Origin of the sequence: Parageobacillus galactosidasius, from assembly GCF_002217735.1 — a bacterium.
GTDB lineage: Bacteria > Bacillota > Bacilli > Bacillales > Anoxybacillaceae > Parageobacillus_B > Parageobacillus_B toebii.
In genome coordinates, this window is sequence record NZ_NDYL01000001.1 from 1,160,735 (window position 1) to 1,182,863 (window position 22,129).

Annotated in this window: 25 protein-coding genes; 24 read left to right on the forward strand and 1 reads right to left on the reverse strand. The window is 43.6% G+C overall.

Annotated elements, in window-relative coordinates; genetic code table 11:
* Positions 1–4: 4 nt before the first annotated feature.
* The 4 genes from rsgA (at position 5) to spoVM (ending at position 2,389) form a co-directional block, all read left to right on the forward strand.
* Entirely contained in the window at positions 5–886 is an 882-nt protein-coding gene (gene rsgA, locus B9L23_RS06140; protein ID WP_015863402.1) for a ribosome small subunit-dependent GTPase A, read from the forward strand.
* Between the two features lie 2 nt (positions 887–888).
* Entirely contained in the window at positions 889–1,554 is a 666-nt protein-coding gene (rpe, locus tag B9L23_RS06145; RefSeq protein WP_015863403.1) for a ribulose-phosphate 3-epimerase, read from the forward strand.
* A gap of 37 nt (positions 1,555–1,591) precedes the next feature.
* Positions 1,592–2,239: a thiamine diphosphokinase gene (locus B9L23_RS06150; protein ID WP_081189366.1), complete on the forward strand. Its 648-nt coding sequence runs from the start codon at positions 1,592–1,594 to the stop codon at positions 2,237–2,239.
* 69 nt (positions 2,240–2,308) lie between these two features.
* On the forward strand, positions 2,309–2,389 hold the full coding sequence (gene spoVM, locus B9L23_RS06155) for a stage V sporulation protein SpoVM (protein ID WP_003394991.1): 81 nt from the start codon (positions 2,309–2,311) through the stop codon (positions 2,387–2,389).
* 46 nt (positions 2,390–2,435) lie between these two features.
* On the opposite strand, the gene rpmB is transcribed toward spoVM, so the two are convergent.
* Positions 2,436–2,621, reverse strand: a complete 186-nt coding sequence (rpmB, locus tag B9L23_RS06160; protein WP_015863405.1) for a 50S ribosomal protein L28 — start codon at positions 2,619–2,621, stop codon at positions 2,436–2,438.
* 239 nt (positions 2,622–2,860) lie between these two features.
* Here rpmB and B9L23_RS06165 point away from each other — a divergent pair, with 239 nt between their 5' ends.
* The 20 genes from B9L23_RS06165 (at position 2,861) to trmD (ending at position 22,041) form a co-directional block, all read left to right on the forward strand.
* Complete coding sequence (locus tag B9L23_RS06165) at positions 2,861–3,223, forward strand: Asp23/Gls24 family envelope stress response protein (RefSeq protein ID WP_015863406.1); 363 nt, start codon at positions 2,861–2,863, stop codon at positions 3,221–3,223.
* Between the two features lie 17 nt (positions 3,224–3,240).
* On the forward strand, positions 3,241–4,917 hold the full coding sequence (locus B9L23_RS06170) for a DAK2 domain-containing protein (protein WP_089097059.1): 1,677 nt from the start codon (positions 3,241–3,243) through the stop codon (positions 4,915–4,917).
* 66 nt (positions 4,918–4,983) lie between these two features.
* Positions 4,984–5,646 carry an L-serine ammonia-lyase, iron-sulfur-dependent subunit beta gene (gene sdaAB / locus B9L23_RS06175; protein WP_062753433.1) on the forward strand — a complete coding sequence of 221 codons (663 nt, stop codon included), beginning with the start codon at positions 4,984–4,986 and terminating at the stop codon, positions 5,644–5,646.
* A 34-nt stretch (positions 5,647–5,680) separates the two neighbouring features.
* Positions 5,681–6,571: an L-serine ammonia-lyase, iron-sulfur-dependent, subunit alpha gene (gene sdaAA, locus B9L23_RS06180; protein WP_041269848.1), complete on the forward strand. Its 891-nt coding sequence runs from the start codon at positions 5,681–5,683 to the stop codon at positions 6,569–6,571.
* Positions 6,561–8,609: an ATP-dependent DNA helicase RecG gene (gene recG, locus B9L23_RS06185; protein ID WP_089097060.1), complete on the forward strand. Its 2,049-nt coding sequence runs from the start codon at positions 6,561–6,563 to the stop codon at positions 8,607–8,609. The genes sdaAA and recG overlap by 11 nt, the downstream gene beginning before the upstream one ends.
* 120 nt (positions 8,610–8,729) lie before the next feature.
* A complete protein-coding gene (gene fapR, locus B9L23_RS06190) occupies positions 8,730–9,326 on the forward strand; it encodes a transcription factor FapR (RefSeq protein ID WP_015863411.1) in 597 nt (198 codons plus the stop codon).
* Positions 9,310–10,299 (forward strand): phosphate acyltransferase PlsX, encoded by a 990-nt coding sequence (gene plsX, locus B9L23_RS06195; protein WP_062753429.1) that lies wholly within the window; start codon positions 9,310–9,312, stop codon positions 10,297–10,299. Before fapR ends, plsX begins: the two co-directional genes overlap by 17 nt.
* Positions 10,300–10,313: 14 nt before the next feature.
* Entirely contained in the window at positions 10,314–11,255 is a 942-nt protein-coding gene (gene fabD / locus B9L23_RS06200; protein WP_015863413.1) for an ACP S-malonyltransferase, read from the forward strand.
* Positions 11,256–11,258: 3 nt separating this feature from the next.
* A complete protein-coding gene (gene fabG, locus B9L23_RS06205) occupies positions 11,259–11,999 on the forward strand; it encodes a 3-oxoacyl-[acyl-carrier-protein] reductase (RefSeq protein ID WP_089097061.1) in 741 nt (246 codons plus the stop codon).
* A 74-nt stretch (positions 12,000–12,073) separates the two neighbouring features.
* A complete protein-coding gene (locus B9L23_RS06210; RefSeq protein ID WP_003251806.1) occupies positions 12,074–12,307 on the forward strand; it encodes an acyl carrier protein in 234 nt (77 codons plus the stop codon).
* Between the two features lie 151 nt (positions 12,308–12,458).
* On the forward strand, positions 12,459–13,199 hold the full coding sequence (gene rnc, locus B9L23_RS06215) for a ribonuclease III (protein ID WP_062678236.1): 741 nt from the start codon (positions 12,459–12,461) through the stop codon (positions 13,197–13,199).
* 91 nt (positions 13,200–13,290) lie between these two features.
* Entirely contained in the window at positions 13,291–16,854 is a 3,564-nt protein-coding gene (gene smc, locus B9L23_RS06220) for a chromosome segregation protein SMC (protein ID WP_089097062.1), read from the forward strand.
* 21 nt (positions 16,855–16,875) lie between these two features.
* Positions 16,876–17,865 carry a signal recognition particle-docking protein FtsY gene (gene ftsY, locus B9L23_RS06225; protein WP_062678234.1) on the forward strand — a complete coding sequence of 330 codons (990 nt, stop codon included), beginning with the start codon at positions 16,876–16,878 and terminating at the stop codon, positions 17,863–17,865.
* A gap of 161 nt (positions 17,866–18,026) precedes the next feature.
* Positions 18,027–18,359, forward strand: a complete 333-nt coding sequence (locus B9L23_RS06230; protein WP_062753422.1) for a putative DNA-binding protein — start codon at positions 18,027–18,029, stop codon at positions 18,357–18,359.
* A gap of 17 nt (positions 18,360–18,376) precedes the next feature.
* Entirely contained in the window at positions 18,377–19,717 is a 1,341-nt protein-coding gene (gene ffh, locus B9L23_RS06235) for a signal recognition particle protein (protein WP_015863420.1), read from the forward strand.
* A gap of 94 nt (positions 19,718–19,811) precedes the next feature.
* Positions 19,812–20,084 carry a 30S ribosomal protein S16 gene (rpsP, locus tag B9L23_RS06240; RefSeq protein ID WP_015863421.1) on the forward strand — a complete coding sequence of 91 codons (273 nt, stop codon included), beginning with the start codon at positions 19,812–19,814 and terminating at the stop codon, positions 20,082–20,084.
* Positions 20,085–20,098: 14 nt separating this feature from the next.
* The gene (locus tag B9L23_RS06245) at positions 20,099–20,335 is read left to right on the forward strand and encodes a KH domain-containing protein (RefSeq protein ID WP_081188617.1); all 237 of its coding nucleotides are present in this window, start codon (positions 20,099–20,101) and stop codon (positions 20,333–20,335) included.
* 52 nt (positions 20,336–20,387) lie between these two features.
* A complete protein-coding gene (locus B9L23_RS06250; RefSeq protein WP_062753420.1) occupies positions 20,388–20,774 on the forward strand; it encodes a YlqD family protein in 387 nt (128 codons plus the stop codon).
* Between the two features lie 14 nt (positions 20,775–20,788).
* Complete coding sequence (gene rimM, locus B9L23_RS06255) at positions 20,789–21,307, forward strand: ribosome maturation factor RimM (RefSeq protein WP_062753418.1); 519 nt, start codon at positions 20,789–20,791, stop codon at positions 21,305–21,307.
* Positions 21,307–22,041: a tRNA (guanosine(37)-N1)-methyltransferase TrmD gene (gene trmD, locus B9L23_RS06260; protein WP_169712545.1), complete on the forward strand. Its 735-nt coding sequence runs from the start codon at positions 21,307–21,309 to the stop codon at positions 22,039–22,041. The genes rimM and trmD overlap by 1 nt, the downstream gene beginning before the upstream one ends.
* The last annotated feature ends 88 nt before the right edge of the window (positions 22,042–22,129 follow it).

A 22,129-nucleotide genomic window follows, 5' to 3' on the forward strand; every position in this document is an offset into this window, starting at 1 on the left:
GGCTATGGCAGAAGGAAAGATTATTAAAGCGCTAAGCGGATTTTATTATGTATTATCGGAAGGAAAGGTGTTTCAATGCCGAGGCAGAGGAGTATTTCGAAAGCAGAAAATTACTCCTCTTGTCGGGGATCATGTCGAGTTTCAGGCGACGAGCGAAACAGAAGGATATATTATGAATATACGCGAACGAAAAAACTGGCTCGTTCGTCCGCCAATCGCTAACGTAGAACAAGCGATTTTAGTGTTTTCGGCAGTGGAGCCAGATTTTAGCACAAGACTTCTCGACCGTTTTCTCGTTCTTGTCGAATCCAAACATATTCGTCCGATTATTGTCGTGAATAAAATGGATTTAGTGGACGACCAGACAAAACCAACAATGGAACAATATATTCGTGATTATCGGCAAATAGGCTATGATGTCATTGAAACGTCAACCATCACCAAATTAGGAGTAGAACAGTTGCTTTCATATTTAGAAGGGCATATTTCCGTTTTTGCTGGGCAATCCGGCGTCGGGAAATCCTCGCTTTTAAATGCGCTCCGTCCGGATTTGCAGTTAAAAACCAATGATATTTCTACACATTTAGGACGTGGAAAACATACAACCCGCCATGTAGAATTGTTGGAAATTGGCGGCGGCCTTGTTGCTGATACGCCAGGTTTTAGTGCGTTAGAGCTTGATGATATAGAATTGGAAGAGCTGCCGCTTTATTTTCCAGAGTTTTGTGAGCGCAGCGAGGAATGTAAATTCCGCGGATGTTTGCACATCGCGGAGCCAAAATGCGCTGTGAGAGAAGCGGTCGAATCGGGTAAAATCCCTTCTTACCGATATGAGAATTACATTAGTTTTGTCGAAGAAATTAAAGAACGAAAGCCGAGGTATTAACTATGGTAAAAATTGCACCATCGATTTTATCCGCCGATTTCGCGCGGCTTGCTGAGGAGATCCGTGACGTGGAACAAGGTGGAGCCGATTACATTCATGTTGATGTGATGGATGGCCATTTCGTGCCGAACATTACGATCGGACCGCTAATTGTCGAAGCGATTCGTCCCATTACAAAGCTTCCTTTAGATGTTCATTTAATGATTGAGCAGCCTGACCGATACATTCCTGCTTTTGCAAAGGCGGGAGCGGATTATTTATCCGTTCATGTGGAAGCGTGCCCACACTTGCATCGTACGATTCATTTAATTAAAGAGCAAGGAGTAAAAGCCGGAGTTGTCTTAAATCCACATACGCCGGTAGAAATGATTCAACATATTATCGATGATGTTGATTTAGTGTTATTGATGACAGTTAATCCAGGATTTGGAGGACAGAAATTTATTCCATCTGTATTGCCAAAAATTCGACAAGTTGCGCAACTGGTGAAAGAAAGAGGACGATTTGTAGAAATTGAAGTAGATGGCGGGATTAATGCCAAAACAGCCCGCCTATGCATGGAGGCTGGGGCAAACGTGCTTGTTGCTGGTTCTGCTATTTATAATGAACGTGACCGTGCTGCGGCGATTCGTGCCATTCGTGGCGAAAATGAGGCGGAAGGTGTATAACCTTCCGCTTTAGAGTAAGCAAGAAAGGAAGAAACGTATGTTTATTCATATTGTCGGCGGCGGACCGAGTGAACATCTTCCCTCTTTAGCTAGTTACGATGGAGAACATGTACGATGGATCGGGGTGGATCGTGGAACAAAGACGCTGCTTGAAGCGGGAATCCGGCCGATAAAAGCGTTTGGTGATTTTGACTCCATGACGACGGAAGAGATTATATTACTACAAAAAACACTCGATGATCTTGATATATGGCCGGCGGAAAAAGATAAAACCGATATGGAAATTGCGCTTGATTGGGCGGTGCAGCAAGAAGCGGATAAAATCCGCATTTTTGGAGCAACCGGCGGCCGCCTTGACCATTTATTTGGCAATGTTCAATTGCTGATCAAATACGCAGGGAAACCGATTGAGATGATCGACAGACAAAATATTGTGACTGTCCATCTTCCAGGCACGTACACCGTTTTTTACGATGAACGATATCGATACGTTTCTTACATTCCGATTTCCAATGATATTAAAGGAATGACGTTGGATGGATTTAAATATCCGCTAACAAATAGTCATATTTTTCGAGGTTCGACACTATGTATTAGTAACGAACTTATCCAATCTTCTGGTACTTTTTCATTTTCCAAAGGCATATTAATGATGATAAGAAGTAGCGATGTAGGTACGATTTAAAGTGAAGGGAATATACTTATAAAGAGATGAAGGAAAGTCCGTTATGATGGCAGTGAGGAGGGAATCGGAATGAAATTTTATACCATTAAATTACCGAAATTTCTTGGTGGAATTGTGCGTGCCATGTTAAATTCCTTTAAAAAAGGATAATAAAAAAGCACCAATTTTTTGGTGCTTTTTTATTATGCGGTGTCCGTTAAACGCGTTGTACTTTTCCAGATTTTAATGCGCGGGCAGACACCCATACACGTTTTGGTTTTCCATCGACTAAAATACGAACTTTTTGAAGGTTTACTTTCCATGTGCGTTTATTTGCATTCATCGCATGTGAACGTGAATTGCCGAAAGATTTTTTCTTTCCTGTCACAAAGCATTTTGCCATCTTTTTTCCCTCCTTACTCGTACCGCATTCCGATGTGAGTCTAAAAAACACTATTATAATTTACCATACAAACAGTTAAATTTCAATATATGATGTTTTATCTTTCAAGAAAATATCCTTGACATATATTTTTATTTTCGGCTAAATAATACTAGTGGGCGATGGGAGAACTTTTAAAAAGCAGAGCGTTATAGTACAATGACTGTAGCTATGCGAACAATTCCGAAGGGGGAACTGTCATGTCCATTGAATTGCAAACGAAATACGGGAGAATCGAAATTTCCAATGATGTAATTGCGATGATTGCAGGGGGCGCTGCGGTCGATTGCTACGGAATCGTTGGAATGGCATCGAAAAATCAAATTAAAGACGGAATTTCTGAAATTTTGCGGAGGGAAAACTTTTCTAAAGGTGTGATTGTCCGAGAAGAAAATGGGGAAGTGCATATCGATATGTACATTATTGTTAGCTATGGAACGAAAATTTCTGAAGTTGCTCACAATGTGCAAACAAAAGTGAAATATACGCTTGATCAAATGTTAGGGCTTTCTGTACAGTCGATTAATATTTATGTTCAAGGGGTTCGTGTAACGAATCCGTAGTAAGGAGGAGTTAGTAGGTGACAATTAGGATACTTGACGGAAGACTGTTTGCAGAAATGGTCTTTCAAGGAGCGGCGCATTTATCCAACAATGCAAAAGCGGTCGATGCGCTGAACGTCTTTCCGGTTCCGGATGGCGATACAGGCACGAATATGAATTTATCGATGACTTCTGGTGCAAAGGAAGTAAAAAATAACATTTCTGATCATATTGGAAAAGTCGGCAGTGCATTAGCAAAAGGGCTATTGATGGGAGCACGCGGAAATTCAGGAGTGATTTTATCGCAATTGTTTCGTGGTTTTGCGAAAGCGGTGGAAGCGAAAAAAGAAATTAATAGTGCGGAATTTGCTGCTGCGCTTGAAGCAGGTGTCACCACCGCTTATAAAGCGGTAATGAAGCCGGTGGAAGGCACGATACTGACCGTAGCGAAAGACGCGGCGAAGCGGGCGGTAGAAGTCGCAAAAAAAGAACAAGACATTGCCATTGTGATGGAAGAGGTAGTGAAGGAAGCGAAGGCGTCTTTGCAACGCACACCTGAATTATTGCCGGTATTAAAAGAAGTGGGGGTTGTCGATAGCGGCGGTCAAGGACTTGTCTACGTATATGAAGGATTTTTGAGCGCATTAAAAGGGGAAAATGTTGCTGATCGAAAGCCTATAGAAGTCTCGATGCAAGAATTAATCAATGCTGAACATCATAAAAGTGCACAAAGCCATATCGATACGGATGAAATTGAGTTTGGTTACTGTACCGAATTTATGGTACGGTTTGAACGAGATAAATTGCAAAAACATCCATTCTCTGAAGAAGCGTTTCGTCAAGATTTAAGCCGATTCGGTGACTCATTATTAGTCATTGCTGATGATGAACTTGTAAAAGTGCATATTCACACAGAACAGCCTGGCGAAGTACTGACATATGGACAAAAATACGGAAGTTTAATAAACATTAAAATTGAAAATATGCGCCAACAGCACGCAAATATAGTAAATCAAGAACGCAATGCTGCTTCGAGCGCATCGAAGGCGAAACAAAAAGAGAAATATGGAATTGTGACAATAGCGATGGGATCCGGCGTTGCCGAGCTGTTTAAAAGCATCGGCGCACACGTTGTCATTGAAGGCGGCCAAACGATGAACCCGAGCACGGAGGATATCGTAAAAGCAATTGAAAGCATTAACGCAGAAACAGTATTCGTGCTTCCAAATAATAAAAACATTATTATGACAGCACAACAAGCTGCGACCGTCGTCAACCAAAAGGTGATCGTCATTCCATCGAAAACAGTCCCTCAAGGGATGTCGGCATTGCTGGCGTTTAATCCATCACTTTCTGAGGAACAAAATGAAAAAGCAATGACGGTCGCCTTGTCGCGTGTCAAAACAGGACAAGTTACGTTTTCAGTACGGGATACAACGATCGATGGGGTGGAGATTGAAAAAGACGATTATATGGGTCTTGCTGATAATAAAATCGTTGCGGCGGAAAGAGATAAGCTTTTGGTGACGAAGCAGCTGCTTAATACGCTAATTGATGAAGATAGTGAAATCGTTACAATGATATATGGGGAAGAAGCAACAGAAGAGGAAGTCGAAGCAATTGTTTCTTATATTGAGGAAACATATCCGGACGTAGAAGTGGAAGTGCATAACGGAAAACAGCCGTTATATCCATTTATCTTTTCTGTTGAATAAATTATGTTAGAATAGTAGAAGGGGAGTTCCCCTTCTATTTTATTGTAATATTAAGGGAGTGAAAATGTGAAATATAAAAGCGTCTTTGATATTATCGGACCGATTATGATTGGCCCGTCGAGTTCGCATACAGCGGGAGCGGCGCGAATCGGGAGAGTGGCGCGCAGCTTATTTGGCAGAAAACCGAAATGGGCACATATTTCTTTTTACGGCTCTTTTGCGCAAACGTATAAAGGGCATGGAACCAATGTAGCCATTGTTGGTGGCCTTCTTGATTTCGATACATTTGATGAGCGAATTCCTTATTCGCTTGAAATTGCGAAACAAGAAGGAATGGAAGTCACTTTTTATGAAGAAGATGCGATTCCTCATCATCCTAACACTGCGAGAGTGCGCATTGGAGATGAAAAAGGGGAATTGGAACTTGTCGGTATTTCCATTGGCGGTGGAAAAATCGAGATTATCGAGTTAAACGGATTTGAGTTGAAGTTGTCTGGCCATCATCCGGCATTGCTCATTATGCATAATGACCGGTACGGGGCGATCGCGTCGGTGGCGAATGTTTTAGCGAAATATGCGATTAATATTGGACATATGGAAGTGTCACGGAAAGAAAAAGGAAAAGAAGCGTTGATGACCATTGAAATAGATCAGCCGATTGATCAAACAGTGATTGATGAACTGACAGCGTTGCCGCATATTATCCAAGTAACAAACATTGCGGATTAGCGTAAGCGTTTGCAAAAAAGGAGGCCGCATCATGATGTTTCGCAACGTTGCTGAACTTGTGCAATTGGCGGAAAGCCAAAACATTAAAATTGCCGAAGTAATGATTCGGCAAGAGATAGAAGTAACGGGGAGAAGCCGTGAAGAAATTTTTGCGCAAATGGATAAAAACTTGCAAGTAATGGAACAAGCGGTTGCAAAAGGGCTTGCCGGCGTTGTCTCCAGATCGGGGCTCACTGGCGGGGATTCGGTGTTGTTGCAACAATATATCAGACAAGGGAATTTTTTATCAGGAGAAACGATTTTAGATGCCGTTAGTAAAGCGGTGGCGACAAATGAAGTAAACGCGGCAATGGGCGTCATCTGCGCGACGCCGACTGCGGGTTCCGCCGGAGTTGTTCCGGGGACGCTTTTTGCAGTAAAAGAAAAATTAAAGCCGACGCGTGAAGAGATGATTGAATTTTTATTTACAGCGGGGGCATTCGGTTTTGTTGTTGCCAATAACGCCTCCATCTCTGGCGCGGCTGGAGGGTGTCAAGCGGAGGTCGGCTCAGCCGCGGGAATGGCGGCGGCAGCGTTAGTCGAACTTGCCGGGGGAACGCCGAGCCAAGCAGCGGAAGCGATGGCGATCGCTTTAAAAAATATGTTAGGATTAGTATGTGATCCTGTCGCTGGTCTTGTCGAAGTTCCATGTGTAAAGCGAAATGCGATGGGAGCGGCAAATGCGATGGTAGCAGCAGACATGGCGCTTGCTGGTATTAAAAGCCGCATTCCATGTGATGAGGTCATTGAAGCGATGTTTCGCATCGGTGAAACGATGCCAACTGCATTGAAAGAAACTGCAGAAGGAGGGTTAGCAGCAACGCCGACCGGCCGCGCTTTAGCGGCAAAAATTTTCGGCGTTTCAGCTAATAGCCGTGAATCGTGAGTTGCAACAACCTGTTACAGCAATAAAGGGAATTGGAGAAGAAACAAGTGAAGCGCTTCGAGAAATGGGGATTACAACGATCGAGGAATTGTTTATGCATATTCCATACCGCTATGAAGATTATGAGATAAAAGATTTAGCGGAAGTAAAACACGACGAAAAAGTAACAGTCGAAGGGAAGGTTCATAGCGAGCCTTCTCTTACCTATTATGCGAAAAAAAAATCGCGCTTAACATTTCGTCTGCTTGTGGGACGGTATTTAATCACCGTCGTTTGTTTCAATCGTCCTTATTTAAAAGGAAAATTATCCATTAACGATACCGTTACAGTCATTGGAAAATGGGATCAACACCGTCAAATGATTACGGCATATGAATTGAAATTAGGACCGCTGCCGCAAAAGCGGGAAATTGAACCTGTTTACTCGGTTCGTGGATCCATCACAGTGAAAGGAATGCGTCGTTTTATCAAGTTGGCTTTAACGCAATACGGCGAAGCAATCGTGGATCCGCTCCCGCTATCGATACGGCAAACGTACCGGCTTATTTCAAAGCAGGAAGCGATTCGGGCGATCCATTTTCCACGTTCTCATGAGGAATTGAAGCAGGCGAGACGGAGGCTTGTATACGAGGAATTTTTGCTTTTTCAATTAAAAATTCATGCTCTTCGTAAAGTGCAAAGAGAATATTCGGAAGGAATCGCCCATTCGTTTTCGGAGGAAAAATTGCATGCCTTCATCCAACAGCTTCCATTTTCGTTGACAAAAGCACAGCAGCGCGTTGTTCATGAAATACTAGCGGATATGCGATCCCCATACCGTATGAACCGCCTTCTTCAAGGAGACGTTGGTTCGGGAAAAACGGTCGTTGCGGCGATTGTATTATATGCTGCCGTTCTATCCGGCTATCAAGGAGCGCTAATGGTGCCGACGGAAATTCTAGCGGAGCAGCACGCGCAGTCATTGCAAACATTATTCACATCAACCAATGTAACGGTGGCGTTACTAACAAGTTCTGTGAAAGGAAAGAAAAGAAAGGAAATTTTAGAACAGCTTGCTTGTGGAGATATTGACATTATTATTGGGACACATGCACTTATTCAAGAAGAAGTAAATTTCAAGCAGCTTGGTTTGGTGATTACAGACGAACAACATCGGTTTGGAGTGGAACAGCGCCGGATTTTGCGCGAAAAAGGGCAATCGCCTGACGTGTTGATGATGACGGCGACACCAATTCCGCGAACGCTTGCCATTACTGCGTTTGGCGAAATGGATGTGTCGGTGATCGACGAAATGCCGGCCGGAAGAAAAAAAGTGCAGACATATTGGGTAAAACACCATATGTTTGAACGCGTTCTTGATTTTATCGAAAAAGAAATTCAAAAAGGACGCCAAGCATATGTCATTTGTCCGCTCATTGAAGAATCGGAAAAATTAGATGTGCAAAACGCGATTGATGTTCATAGCATGTTGACACATTATTACAAAGGGAAATATCATATCGGCCTTATGCACGGACGGCTTTCTTCGGAGGAAAAAGAGGAAGTAATGAAAGCGTTCAGCGAAAATCGTGTGCAAGTGTTAGTTTCTACTACGGTTGTGGAAGTTGGCGTAAATGTCCCGAACGCCACTGTCATGGTGATTTACGATGCGGAACGATTTGGACTGGCACAGCTGCATCAATTGCGCGGTCGGGTCGGCCGCGGTGATGAGCAATCATATTGTATTTTAATTGCTGATCCAAAATCAGAAACAGGAAAAGAGAGAATGCGCATTATGACGGAAACGACAGACGGATTTGTTCTATCAGAGAAAGACTTGCAGTTGCGCGGCCCTGGTGATTTTTTTGGCACCAAACAAAGTGGTATGCCTGAATTTAAATTTGGAGACGTCGTACATGATTATCGCATTCTGGAAGTAGCGCGCAACGATGCGGCAAAATTAGTTCAATCTACTGCTTTTTGGCGCGATGAGCCGTATCAATGGCTGCGTCTTTATTTACAAGAATCCGGTGTGCTGGATGGCGAAAAATTAGATTGATGCGGAGCTGTTTTCGCCATTTTTACCGAAGAATGAAACCACTTTTTTTGCTTGCAATCTTTTTTTTGAGATTATATACTACTATTAGTACCTAGTCATAGAAGTGGACGGTGTAAATAGATGCGAAAAAGCAAACGGGAACGACAACGGCTTTTGCAAGAAACGATTCAAGAAAATCCGTTTATTACCGATGAGGAATTAGCTGAAAAATTTTCCGTCAGCGTTCAAACGATCCGCTTAGACCGTTTAGAGTTGTCGATACCTGAACTGCGTGAGCGAATTAAACATGTCGCGCAGCAATCGCTGGCCGATAAAGTCAGGTCGCTTCCGATTGAGGAAGTAATCGGGGAAATTATCGACATTGAGCCCGACCATAGCGCCATTTCTATTTTCGATGTGAAATCAGAACATGTGTTTAAGCGGAATCGTATTGCGCGCGGTCATCATTTATTTGCCCAAGCCAATTCACTTGCCGTTGCCGTCATCAACGATGAACTTGCATTGACAGCAAAAGCGAACATTCGCTTTACAAGACAAGTGAAAGAAAATGAACGAGTGGTAGCGAAAGCAAAAGTGGTCGGCGAAAAAGAGAACGGACGAACGATTGTGGAAGTAAACAGCTACGTCGGTCAAGAACTTGTCTTTTCCGGAACGTTTGAAATGTATCGATCAAATCGCGAAAAAAAGGATGGAGACAGCAATGAAAATAGCAATTGATGCGATGGGAGGAGACCATGCACCAAAAGAAATCGTTCTCGGGGCGATGAAAGCCGTTCAGCACTTTTCAGATGTACATATTACTCTATTCGGAGACGAGGGCAAAATTCGCCCTTATCTTACATCAGACGAACGGATCACTGTCATTCATACTAATGAAGTGATCGAAGCAACGGATGAACCAGTGCGGGCGGTAAGAAGAAAAAAACAATCGTCCATGGTGTTAATGGCCGAAGAAGTGAAAGAAGGACGCGCTGATGCTTGTATATCGGCGGGAAATACGGGCGCGCTTATGGCGGCAGGGCTATTCGTCGTCGGACGAATCGCGGGGATTGATCGACCTGCATTAGCACCAACGCTCCCGACGATTGGCGGCGAAGGATTTTTGTTTTTAGATGTCGGAGCAAACGTCGATGCCCGTCCGGAACATCTGTTGCAATATGCTTTAATGGGAGCGGTGTACGCGGAAAAAGTTCGTGGAATTCCACGCCCGCGCATCGGCCTATTAAACGTTGGAACAGAAGACCAAAAGGGAAACGATGTTGCCAAGAAGGCGTTCCAACTTTTGCGAGAAACCGATCTTAATTTTATCGGCAACGTAGAAGCGCGCGATTTATTGCAAGGCGTCGCCGATGTGGTTGTCACGGATGGTTTTACTGGCAACGTTGCATTAAAAACGATTGAAGGTACGGCTATTTCCGTTTTTTCTATGTTAAAAGAAGCATTAACAAGCAGTTTTTTAAGCAAATTAGCGGCAGCTATTTTAAAGCCGAAATTAATAGATTTGAAAAAAACGATGGATTATTCCGAATATGGAGGGGCTGCGCTGTTTGGGCTAAACGCTCCTGTCGTAAAAGCTCACGGTTCGTCTGATGCGAACGCCATCTTTCACGCCGTCCGTCAGGCGCGGGAAATGGTAGCGAACGATATCATCACTACAATAAAAGAAGCGATTGAACAAAATCATTCATAAGGGAAGTGGAACATATGGGGAAAATTGCTTTTATTTTTCCAGGACAAGGGTCGCAAACGGTAGGCATGGGAAAAGACGTCGCGCAAAGCGATGCCAACATCGCTGCGGTGTTTCAGTCCGCGGACGAACGTCTTGGTTTTTCGCTTTCTTCGCTTATTTTTGAAGGGCCGCAAGAAACGCTGACTTTAACGTACAACGCACAGCCGGCCTTATTAACGACGAGCATTGCGCTTCTTGAAAAAGTAAAAGAAGCCGGCATTACGGCGGATTACGTCGCTGGCCATAGTTTAGGAGAATATACGGCGCTTGTGGCAGCGGGAGCGATTTCGTTTACCGATGCGGTGTATGCGGTAAGAAAACGCGGGGAGTTTATGGAAGAAGCGGTGCCGGCAGGAGAAGGAACGATGGCCGCGGTGCTGGGAATGGATGCGGCCGCGCTTGAAGCGGTGACAAAAGAAGTATCGGAACAAGGCGATCCAGTACAGCTGGCGAATTTAAACTGTCCAGGGCAAATCGTTATTTCCGGTTCAAAAGCGGGAGTAGAAAAAGCCGGGCAGCTTGCGAAAGAGCGAGGAGCAAAAAGGGTTATTCCGCTTGAGGTGAGCGGTCCGTTTCATTCTTCCCTTATGAAACCGGCAGCAAGCAAATTGCAGGATGTGCTAAACACCATTGCGATTCGTGATGCTGAAATTCCTGTTATTTCAAACGTTACTGCACAGCCGGTCGTGAAAAAAGAAGAGATTTTGCGTCTATTAATCGAGCAATTGTATTCTCCTGTACGCTGGGAACAATCGGTAGAAATGATGATCGGCTTAGGAGTAGATACATTTATTGAAATCGGTCCGGGGAAAGTGCTGTCAGGACTTGTGAAAAAAATTAACCGCAACGTGAGCGTGTACGCAGTGAACGATCTTGAGTCTTTACAAGCGACCGTTGCGGCATTGAAAGGAGAATAAACGATGTTGCAAGGAAAAGTTGCGCTTGTCACGGGAGCATCGCGCGGCATCGGCCGGGCGATTGCATTGGAGCTGGCGCGTCAAGGCGCAAAAGTAGCGGTCAATTACGCCGGCAATGAAGCGAAAGCGAATGAAGTTGTCGAAGAAATTAAAAATATGGGTGGGGAAGCGTTCGCCATTCAAGCGGACGTATCCAATGCCAAAGCCGTTGATCAGATGGTCAAAGCGGTATTAGAACGATTTGAGCGCATCGATATTTTAGTGAACAATGCCGGCATTACCCGCGATAATTTATTAATGCGCATGAAAGAAGAAGAATGGGATGACGTGATGAATATTAACTTAAAAGGGGTGTTTAACTGCACGAAAGCAGTGACACGCCCGATGATGAAACAGCGGTACGGCCGCATCGTGAACATTGCTTCTATCGTCGGCGTCAGCGGAAATCCGGGACAAGCAAACTACGTCGCCGCAAAAGCTGGCGTCATCGGGTTAACGAAAACAGCAGCCCGTGAGCTTGCGAGCCGCAACATTACCGTTAATGCGGTTGCTCCTGGATTTATTACAACCGATATGACCGACCGTCTTAGTGAAGAACTGAAGGCGGAAATGTTAAAACAAATTCCGCTTGCTCGCTTCGGCGAACCGGAAGATGTTGCGAAAGTCGTTTCATTCCTTGTATCGGATGCCGCTAGCTACATGACAGGGCAAACGCTTCATGTCGACGGCGGAATGGTCATGTAAAATCATATGTTTTTGAAATAGCCGCTAGTATTTTCTAGCTGAATCTACTATAATCATGAAGGGAGGTGAATGTGATGGCAGACGTGTTAGAGCGTGTTACGAAAATTATCGTCGACCGCTTGGGTGTCGAAGAATCCCAAGTTACATTGGATGCTTCTTTCAAAGATGATCTAGGTGCAGACTCTCTAGATATCGTAGAGCTTGTGATGGAATTAGAAGATGAATTTAATATGGAAATTTCTGATGAAGAGGCTGAAAAAATTGTCACAGTAGGAGATGCTGTGAACTACATAAAAAGCCACATGTAATATCGTATAGAAAAGTCCCGTTACAAAAGCGGGGCTTTCTATGCTTTTTATCAGTGTAACGTACGGATGAACGGATATAATAAGGAAGGATAAAACATTGCTTTTTCTATATATATATTTTTGTGTGGAATGAAGTCGGAGGGCCTTATGTATGTCGAAACCAAAAGATAAAGAACGAATAAATGAAAAAAGGCGAGCGAAATTTAAGGAACTGCAAAAAAAAATCGGCATTTTTTTTACGAATGAAAAACTTCTTATTCAGGCTTTTACCCATTCATCGTATGTGAATGAGCATCGGAGACGGCCGCATGAAGATAATGAACGGCTCGAGTTTTTAGGTGACGCGGTGCTTGAGCTTACCGTTTCGCAATATTTGTTTAAAAAATTTCCGCATATGAGTGAAGGAGAATTAACAAAACTGCGCGCGGCCATTGTATGTGAACCATCGCTTGTCAAATTTGCCAACGCCTTATCATTCGGTGAACTCGTGCTTTTAGGAAAAGGGGAGGAGTTGACAGGGGGGAGAACAAGGCCAGCGCTGTTGGCTGATGTATTCGAAGCATTCATTGGTGCGCTATATTTAGACCAAGGAATGGATGCGGTCATGCAATTTTTGGGACAAACGATTTTCCCAAAAATTGATGAAGGTGCTTTTTCTCATGTGATGGATTTTAAAAGCCAATTGCAAGAACTCGTTCAACGCGATGGCATCGGTGTGCTTGAATATAGCATTTTAGAAGAAAAAGGACCGGCACATAATAAAGAATTTGTCTCTCGCGTTTCGCTAAATGGACAGGCACTTGGCATCGGAATCGGAAAGTCAAAAAAAGAAGCAGAACAACATGCAGCGCAAATGGCATTGCAAAAGTTAAAAACAATAGGAAAAGAATAAGGGGCTGGCTCTCCAATATAGTCAGCCCTTCTTTCGGTTCTTTATGTTATAGTGATGGTACAACATAGGAAAGATTGTGAGGCGGGTATGAATGTTCCTCAAACGGTTGGATATTATCGGATTTAAATCATTTGCTGATCGAGTATCCATTGAATTTGTTCCCGGGGTGACGGCGGTTGTCGGTCCGAACGGGAGCGGAAAAAGCAATATAACCGATGCGATTCGTTGGGTGCTTGGCGAGCAGTCAGCAAAGTCGTTGCGCGGTGCGAAAATGGAAGATATTATTTTTGCTGGGAGTGATTCCCGGAAACCGCTGAATGTGGCAGAAGTGACGATCACTCTTGACAACGAAGATCAATTTTTGCCGCTCGATTATCAAGAAGTCAGCATTACGCGGCGTGTTTACCGCTCGGGAGAAAGTGAATTTTTCATTAATAAACAGCCGTGTCGTTTAAAAGATATTGTAGATCTATTGATGGATTCCGGGTTAGGAAAAGAAGCCTTTTCCATCATTGGTCAAGGTCGCGTCGAGGAAATTTTAAGCAGCAAGCCGGAAGAAAGACGGACCATTTTTGAAGAGGCAGCCGGTGTGTTAAAGTATAAAATCCGCAAGAAAAAAGCGGAAAATAAGCTTGCGGAAACGCAAGAAAACTTGCACCGTGTCAGCGATATTTTACATGAACTAGAACAACAACTAGAGCCGCTGAAAATGCAAGCATCCATCGCGAAAGATTATTTAGAAAAACGCGATGAACTCGAAAGATTTGAAGTAGCACTGATGGTGCATGACATTGAACAATTGCATCAGCAATGGACATCGCTAAAGCAACTGCTTGCCCAGCACCAAAACGAAGAGATACAGCTATCTTCCACATTGCAAAAAGAGGAAGCGGAAATCGAACAGCTTCGCGATCATATTACGGCGCTTGATGAGTCGATTGACGGCCTGCAGCAAGTATTGCTCGTTGCGAGCGAAGAATTGGAAAAGCTCGAAGGGAAAAAAGAAGTATTAAAAGAGCGAAAGAAAAATGCCGCTCAATATAAAAAGCAGCTCGAAGATACAATTTCATCTCTTTCCGAAAAAAAGGAACGCCTCGAGCTAACGTTAAAGCATGAGAAAGAACAGCTTGCTCAGTTAAAGAAGACCGTTTCTACTATTCAAGCGGAACTAAAAGAGAAACAAGCGTCTCTTTCAGCCTATGACGCAAACGTCGAAGAGAAAATCGAGCAGTTAAAAAGCGATTATATTGAACTAGTTCATGAACAAGCTTCGCTAAAAAATGAGCGCTCCCATTTGCAAACACTGCTAGAAAAATTACAGGCAAAACAAATAGCGCTTGCCGAAGAAAACCGCAAATATTTAGACGAGCGCAAATATCTCGAAGAGCAATACGCAAAACTAGACCAAAAGCGTCAACAAATGGAAAAAACGCTGCAACAAAAGGAAGCGCTCTTGCAGCAAAAAACAAACGAAGTTGCGGCGATGAAAGCCGATTTGGAAAAGAAAGAATCCATGCTTTATCAAGCATACCAATATTTGCAACAAACGAAATCGCGCAAAGAAATGCTTGAAGAAATGCAGCAAGACTATGCAGGCTTTTTCCAAGGAGTAAAAGAAATATTAAAAGCACGTGCACAGTTTCCGGGCATTCATGGAGCCATCGTCGAATTGATTCAAGTGCCGGACCGCTACGAAACGGCGATGGAAATAGCGCTTGGCGGTGCGATGCAGCATATCGTCGTAGAAAATGAAGAAGTAGCGCGTAAGGCGATTCGTTACTTGAAAGCGCATGATTACGGTCGGGCAACTTTTTTGCCGATGAATGTCATGCAGCCAAAAACGATTTCTTCCGAACAACTTGCTCTTATTAAAGGACATCCGGCATTTGTCGGAATTGCAAGCGAGCTCATTCATTATGACAGCGCCTATCGTTCTGTCATTGCCAATTTACTTGGAAATGTGATTATCACGACCGATTTAAAAGGAGCGAATGAACTAGCGCGCTTGCTTCATTACCGTTACCGTCTTGTAACGCTTGACGGCGACGTCGTTAGTCCGGGTGGGGCAATGACCGGCGGCGGAGTCGCAAAAAAAGCGAATTCGCTTTTAAGCAGAAACCGGGAATTAGAAACGATTACGGCAAAGCTGCATGAAATGGAGCAAAAAACAGAACAGCTTGAACGTTTTGTACAAACGAAGAAGAAAATGATTCATCAAGAGGAAGCGGCATTGCTTGCATTGCGAAAGCAAATAGAGGAGGAACGTTTTGCGCTTCAAGAAGTAAAAAGCGAATTGCGCGAAGTACAATTGCAGGAAAAAAATATGAATGAACGTCTTGCTCTCTACGACCATGAAAAAGCCAATGATGAACAAGAAGCAAAACAGATGACAGAAAAGCTTGCTGTGATTGAACAACAGCTTTGCGACTTAGAAGAAAAATTGAAGGAAATCGATCGGACGATTGAAACGCTTCAAGCGCAAAAACAAACAGAGCAGACATCAAAAGAAGCGCTGCAAACAGCGATGACGGAACAAAAAATCGCTCTAGCCGAAACACAGCAGCGCCTAAAAAATGTTCAAGAAAAAGTAGAACAGTTCCATAACGAGCTAGCAGATACAGAAAAACAGCTGCAGGCGTCCAAACAAGAACTTGCCTCTCTGATCGAAGAGATGAATTCGAGCCATTTTGGAGAAGAAGAATTAGAGAAAATGCGGCAAAAAAAATCACAAGATAAGCAAAAAACGATTGAACTGATCGCCAGCCGCCGTGAACAGCGCTTGCAATATCAGACGAAGCTCGAGCATTTGGAACGGGAATGGAAAGAGAAAAAACGCCAGCATAAACAGCTTGCGGATATTGTAAAAGACGAAGAAGTCAAGCTGAACCGCCTTGATGTAGAGTTGGAAAATTTGTTAAGCCGTCTTCGCGAAGAATATATGCTTTCGTTTGAGGCGGCAAAAGAAGCGTATCCGTTAACGGTGGACGTTCAAGAAGCGCGCAAACGAGTAAAGCTTATTAAACGGGCGATCGATGAGCTCGGAACGGTGAACTTAGGCGCAATTGATGAATACGAACGGGTATCAGAGCGTTATCAATTTTTAACAGAACAAAAAGCGGATCTTCAGCAAGCAAAAGAAACGCTCCATCAAGTCATTGACGAGATGGACCAAGAAATGAAAAAACGATTTTTATCAACGTTTGAACATATTCGTTCCCACTTCGGCGACGTGTTTCGCCAGCTGTTCGGCGGAGGAAACGCTGATTTGCGCCTGACGAATCCGGACGATCTGCTCGAAACAGGCATCGAAATCGTCGCACAGCCGCCAGGAAAGAAATTACAGAATTTAAGCTTGCTTTCCGGCGGGGAGCGTGCGCTAACGGCGATTGCTCTATTGTTCTCCATTTTAAAGGTGCGCCCTGTTCCGTTTTGTGTGCTTGATGAGGTGGAAGCAGCGCTGGATGAAGCGAACGTGCATCGCTACGCCCAATATTTAAAACAATTCAGCGACCAGACACAATTTATTGTCATTACCCATCGAAAAGGAACGATGGAAGAAGCGGACGTGCTGTATGGCGTCACGATGCAGGAATCTGGCGTATCGAAACTCGTTTCCGTCCGTTTAGAAGATTCGAAACAACTCGTAAAGTCATAATGTAGAAAGGATGGCGTCGATATGAGTTTTTTCAAAAAGTTAAAAGAAAAAATTACAAAACAAGCGGATTCGGTTACGGAAAAGTTTAAGCAAGGCCTTTCGAAAACGCGTGATTCATTCGCTGGCCGAGTCAACGATTTAATCGCCCGCTATCGGAAAGTCGATGAAGAATTTTTTGAAGAACTCGAAGAAATTTTGATTAGTGCGGATGTTGGTGTGAATACCGTTATGGAGCTGGTTGATGAACTGAAAATGGAAGTGAAACGCCGCAATATTCAAGATCCGAAAGAAATGAAGGCGGTCATTTCCGAAAAGCTTGTTGAGATTTACCGCGGCGATGATGACGCGAAAGCCGAATTAAATATCCAAGAAAATGGCTTAACCGTTATCTTGTTTGTCGGTGTCAATGGAGTCGGCAAAACGACGACGATCGGCAAGCTTGCCCATAAGTTGAAATCAGAAGGAAAGACGGTTATGCTCGCGGCAGGCGATACGTTCCGCGCCGGAGCGATTGAGCAGCTTGAAGTCTGGGGGGAGCGCGTCGGTGCGGAAGTCATTAAACAATCGGCAGGTTCAGACCCAGCGGCCGTTATATATGATGCGATCCAAGCGGCAAAAGCGCGCAATGTCGATGTGCTTTTATGCGATACAGCTGGACGTTTGCAAAACAAAGTGAATTTAATGAAAGAGCTTGAAAAAGTAAAACGCGTCATTGAACGGGAAATTCCAGGAGCGCCGCATGAAGTGCTGCTTGTACTTGATGCGACAACCGGACAAAATGCGATGAGCCAAGCGAAAATTTTTAAAGAAGTAACTAACGTCACTGGCATCGTGTTGACGAAGCTCGACGGCACGGCCAAAGGCGGGATCGTGCTTGCGATCCGCAATGAGCTTCATATTCCGGTGAAATTCGTTGGGCTTGGCGAAAAAATGGATGATTTGCAGCCGTTTGATCCGGAACAATATGTATATGGTTTGTTTGCGGATTTATTTGATGAAACAAATGAGTAACATATAGGTCTAAAAGACGGGGCTGGCTCGAGACATCATGATTCATGGTCTTTTTGAGCCAGCTTCTTTTTTGTAAAGATAAAATCTTGACATGTATAATAAAAAAAGATACACTAAACATCTGTAAAGGTGTTTCACTTAACAAAAAAGGAGGGAGTTTCATGCTCGAAAAAACGACGAGAATGAATTATTTGTATGACTTTTATCAAGCGCTGCTGACGCCAAAACAGCGCAGCTATATGTCGCTTTACTATTTAGACGATTACTCCCTCGGTGAAATTGCCCAGCAGTATGAAGTCAGCCGTCAGGCTGTTTATGATAATATAAAGCGAACCGAAGCGATGCTAGAAGAATATGAAAAAAAATTATCGCTCTTTCAGAAGTTTCAAAAACGAAAACAGCTGATGAACCAACTAAAAGATTATGTTTTACAAAAATATGGAGAGGACAAACAACTTTTCGATATGATTAAAGAACTAGAAGAATTAGAATGATAAGGAGGTGAAAACAGATGGCGTTTGAAGGATTATCCGAACGTTTGCAAAACGTGATGAACAAAATCCGCGGCAAAGGAAAAGTAACGGAAGCGGATGTTAAGGAAATGATGCGTGAAGTTCGCCTTGCCCTTCTTGAAGCGGACGTCAACTTTAAAGTTGTCAAAGACTTTGTCAAGCGGGTCAGCGAACGCGCGGTTGGGCAGGAAGTGTTAAAAAGCTTAACGCCGGGACAGCAAGTCATTAAAGTCGTCAAAGAAGAGCTGACCGAACTGATGGGCGGCGAACAAAGCAAAATTGCGGTTGCCAGCCGTCCGCCGACCGTCATTATGATGGTTGGATTGCAAGGCGCCGGAAAAACGACGACGACCGGGAAATTAGCGAACTTGCTGCGGAAACGATATAATCGCAAACCACTGTTAGCCGCGGCGGACATTTATCGTCCAGCGGCGATTAAACAGCTTGAAACGCTTGGAAAACAACTGAATATGCCCGTTTTTTCCTTGGGCGATCAAGTCAGCCCTGTGGAAATTGCCAAGCAAGCCATCGAAAAAGCAAAAGAAGAGCATTACGACTATGTGCTCATCGACACGGCCGGACGTCTCCATATTGACGAAACATTGATGGATGAATTAAAGCAAATGAAAGAAGTAGCGAAGCCAGATGAAATTTTCCTCGTTGTCGACGCGATGACGGGGCAAGATGCGGTAAATGTCGCGCAAAGCTTTCATGAACAGCTTGGCATCACCGGCGTTATTTTAACGAAGCTTGACGGCGACACGCGCGGCGGGGCGGCGCTTTCGATTCGAGCGGTTACGAACACCCCGATTAAATTCGTCGGAATGGGTGAAAAGCTCGACGCACTCGAGCCGTTTCATCCGGAGCGCATGGCTTCGCGCATTCTAGGAATGGGTGATGTGCTTACACTTATTGAAAAAGCGCAGGCCGCTGTCGATGAAGAAAAAGCCAAAGAGCTCGAACAAAAAATGCGCACTGCTACGTTTACACTTGAAGATTTCTTAGAGCAGCTTGGGCAAGTGCGTAAACTCGGCCCTCTTGATGAAATTTTAAAAATGCTTCCGGGTGCGAATAAAATAAAAGGGTTGAACAACTTACAAATTGATGAAAAACAAATTAGCCGCGTTGAAGCGATTATTCGCTCGATGACGAAAGAAGAAAAAATGCATCCGGAAATTATTAATGGAAGCCGGAAAAAGCGGATTGCAAAAGGAAGCGGCACATCCGTGCAAGAGGTAAACCGGCTTTTAAAACAGTTTGAAGAAATGAAAAAGATGATGAAAATGATGACAAATATGCCAAAAGGAAAGAAAAGAGGGTTTAAATTCCCGTTTATGTAGAGAATGATGTGTTAAGAAAAAACACTTTACAAACTACGTAATTATTGTTAATATACTATCTTGTGTGAACTATTTACGGAGGTGCTAAAATAACATGGCAGTAAGAATTCGTTTAAAACGCATGGGTGCGAAGAAAAAACCTTTCTATCGTATCGTTGTTGCGGACTCTCGTTCTCCGCGTGACGGACGTTTCATCGAAACAATTGGTACGTATAATCCGATTACAGAACCAGCAGAAATCAAAATCGACGAGGAACTTGCGCTTAAATGGCTGCAAAACGGCGCAAAACCATCGGATACGGTCCGCAACCTGTTATCCAAACAAGGCATTTTAGAGAAGTTCCATAACTTAAAATACGGCAAATAATGTCTGTGGTGTACATGAAACAATTAATTGAAACGATCGTACAAGCGCTTGTCGATCATCCCGAAGAGGTTTTCGTGACAAACATCGAGGATGAACGGACAATCGTTTATGAGGTGTCAGTGCACGAAGAAGATATCGGCAAAGTGATTGGAAAGCAAGGTCGTACGATTCATGCGATTCGCACGGTCGTGTACGCTGCAGCAGTAAAGCAGCCAAAACGTGTGATCGTGCAAGTAAAAGAAAAAGGGTGAGGGTGATTTTCCTCTCCCTTTTTCTATATTTATTTCCGTTAGGAGTGACATTATGAAAATTATTCAAACGATAGAAGTGCGGCAAATCGTAACGGAAAAGAGCAAACAAGCGCTTCGTGAGGCATTTTTAGCCCAAAAACAACAACTCATGCGGGAATGTGATCAGCTTCGTTTCGAACAGAAACGGCTCGAAAAAACAGGAAAATATTCTTCTTCCCTTCTAAAGCAGCACTTTGCAAAAGAAATGGATGCAAGGATGGAAAAGATCAAACTTCTTGATTTTCAGCTGGAACAATTACATATCCTACCGTTAGGAAGCGAATTAAAAGAGCGGGAAGTACAAGCGCTCATTGACGTAGAGGTCGGTGACAAATGGGAAAATGTCATTTCCAAACGTGCCATTATTATTGAAGATGGAATCGTCAAAGAAATTCGCTAGAAGGGGTGAATGGAATGGAAAAGTGGTTTAATGTCGGAAAAATTGTGAATACGCATGGGATTCGTGGCGAAGTACGTGTTATTTCCCGCACTGATTTTCCAGAGGAACGTTATAAAAAAGGAAATACGTTATATATTTTTATGGAGAAATCGAAAGAACCAGTCGCAGTAACCGTCAAAAGCCATCGTGTTCATAAATCATTTGATTTGCTTGCGTTTGAAGGATATGACAACATTAATCTTGTCGAGAAGTTTAAAGGGGCGATGTTGAAGGTGCCGGAGAGCCAGCTTGGCGAGTTAGATGAAGGAGAATATTATTTCCATGAAATTATTGGCTGTACGGTCGTTACAGAAGAAGGGGAAACGATCGGAACCGTGAAAGAAATTTTAACTCCGGGCGCCAACGATGTATGGGTGGTAAAACGGAATAACGGAAAAGAAGTGCTTATTCCGTATATAGAAGACGTTGTAAAAAATGTCGATGTAGAAACGAAAACCATTACCATTCGCCCAATGGAAGGGCTGCTCGAATGATGAGAATCGATATATTAACATTATTTCCGAATATGTTTACTGGAGTTTTTAATGAGTCGATTTTGAAAAAAGCACAAGAGAAAAAGGCGGTTTCGCTTAATGTGATCAATTTTCGCGATTTCGCGGATAACAAGCATAAAACAGTGGATGATTACCCATACGGCGGCGGAGCGGGAATGGTGTTAAAGCCGCAGCCGATTTTTGACGCAGTTGCCCATGTGACAAAGCATTCCGAATATCCACGCATCATTTTGCTTTGCCCGCAAGGTGAACGCTACACGCAAAAAAAAGCGGAAGAACTGGCGAAAGAGGACCATTTAGTGCTTATTTGCGGCCATTACGAAGGCTATGATGAACGAATTCGCGAATATTTAGTGACCGATGAAATCTCGATTGGGGATTATGTATTAACAGGCGGGGAATTAGGAGCAATGGTGATCGTCGATAGCGTTGTCCGGCTGCTTCCGGGTGTGCTTGGCAACGAAGCTTCCCCTGTTCATGACTCGTTTAGTTCCGGCTTGCTCGAACACCCACATTACACGCGTCCTGCCGATTTCCGCGGCATGAAAGTTCCAGAAGTACTTTTGTCGGGAAATCATCGCCTCATCGAAGAATGGCGTGAAAAACAATCGTTAAAACGAACGTTTTTGCGCCGACCGGATTTACTAGAAAATTATCCATTAACAGAAAAGCAAAAACGATGGATTGAAGAGTGGAAAAAAGAAGAGCGGTAACTATTGCGCATGATGCAAGTTTATGCTAGTATATTCTTTGTGTGACTTAAGTGATTTGCTTAAGTGAGGAAAACGATGTTCCGCTGCA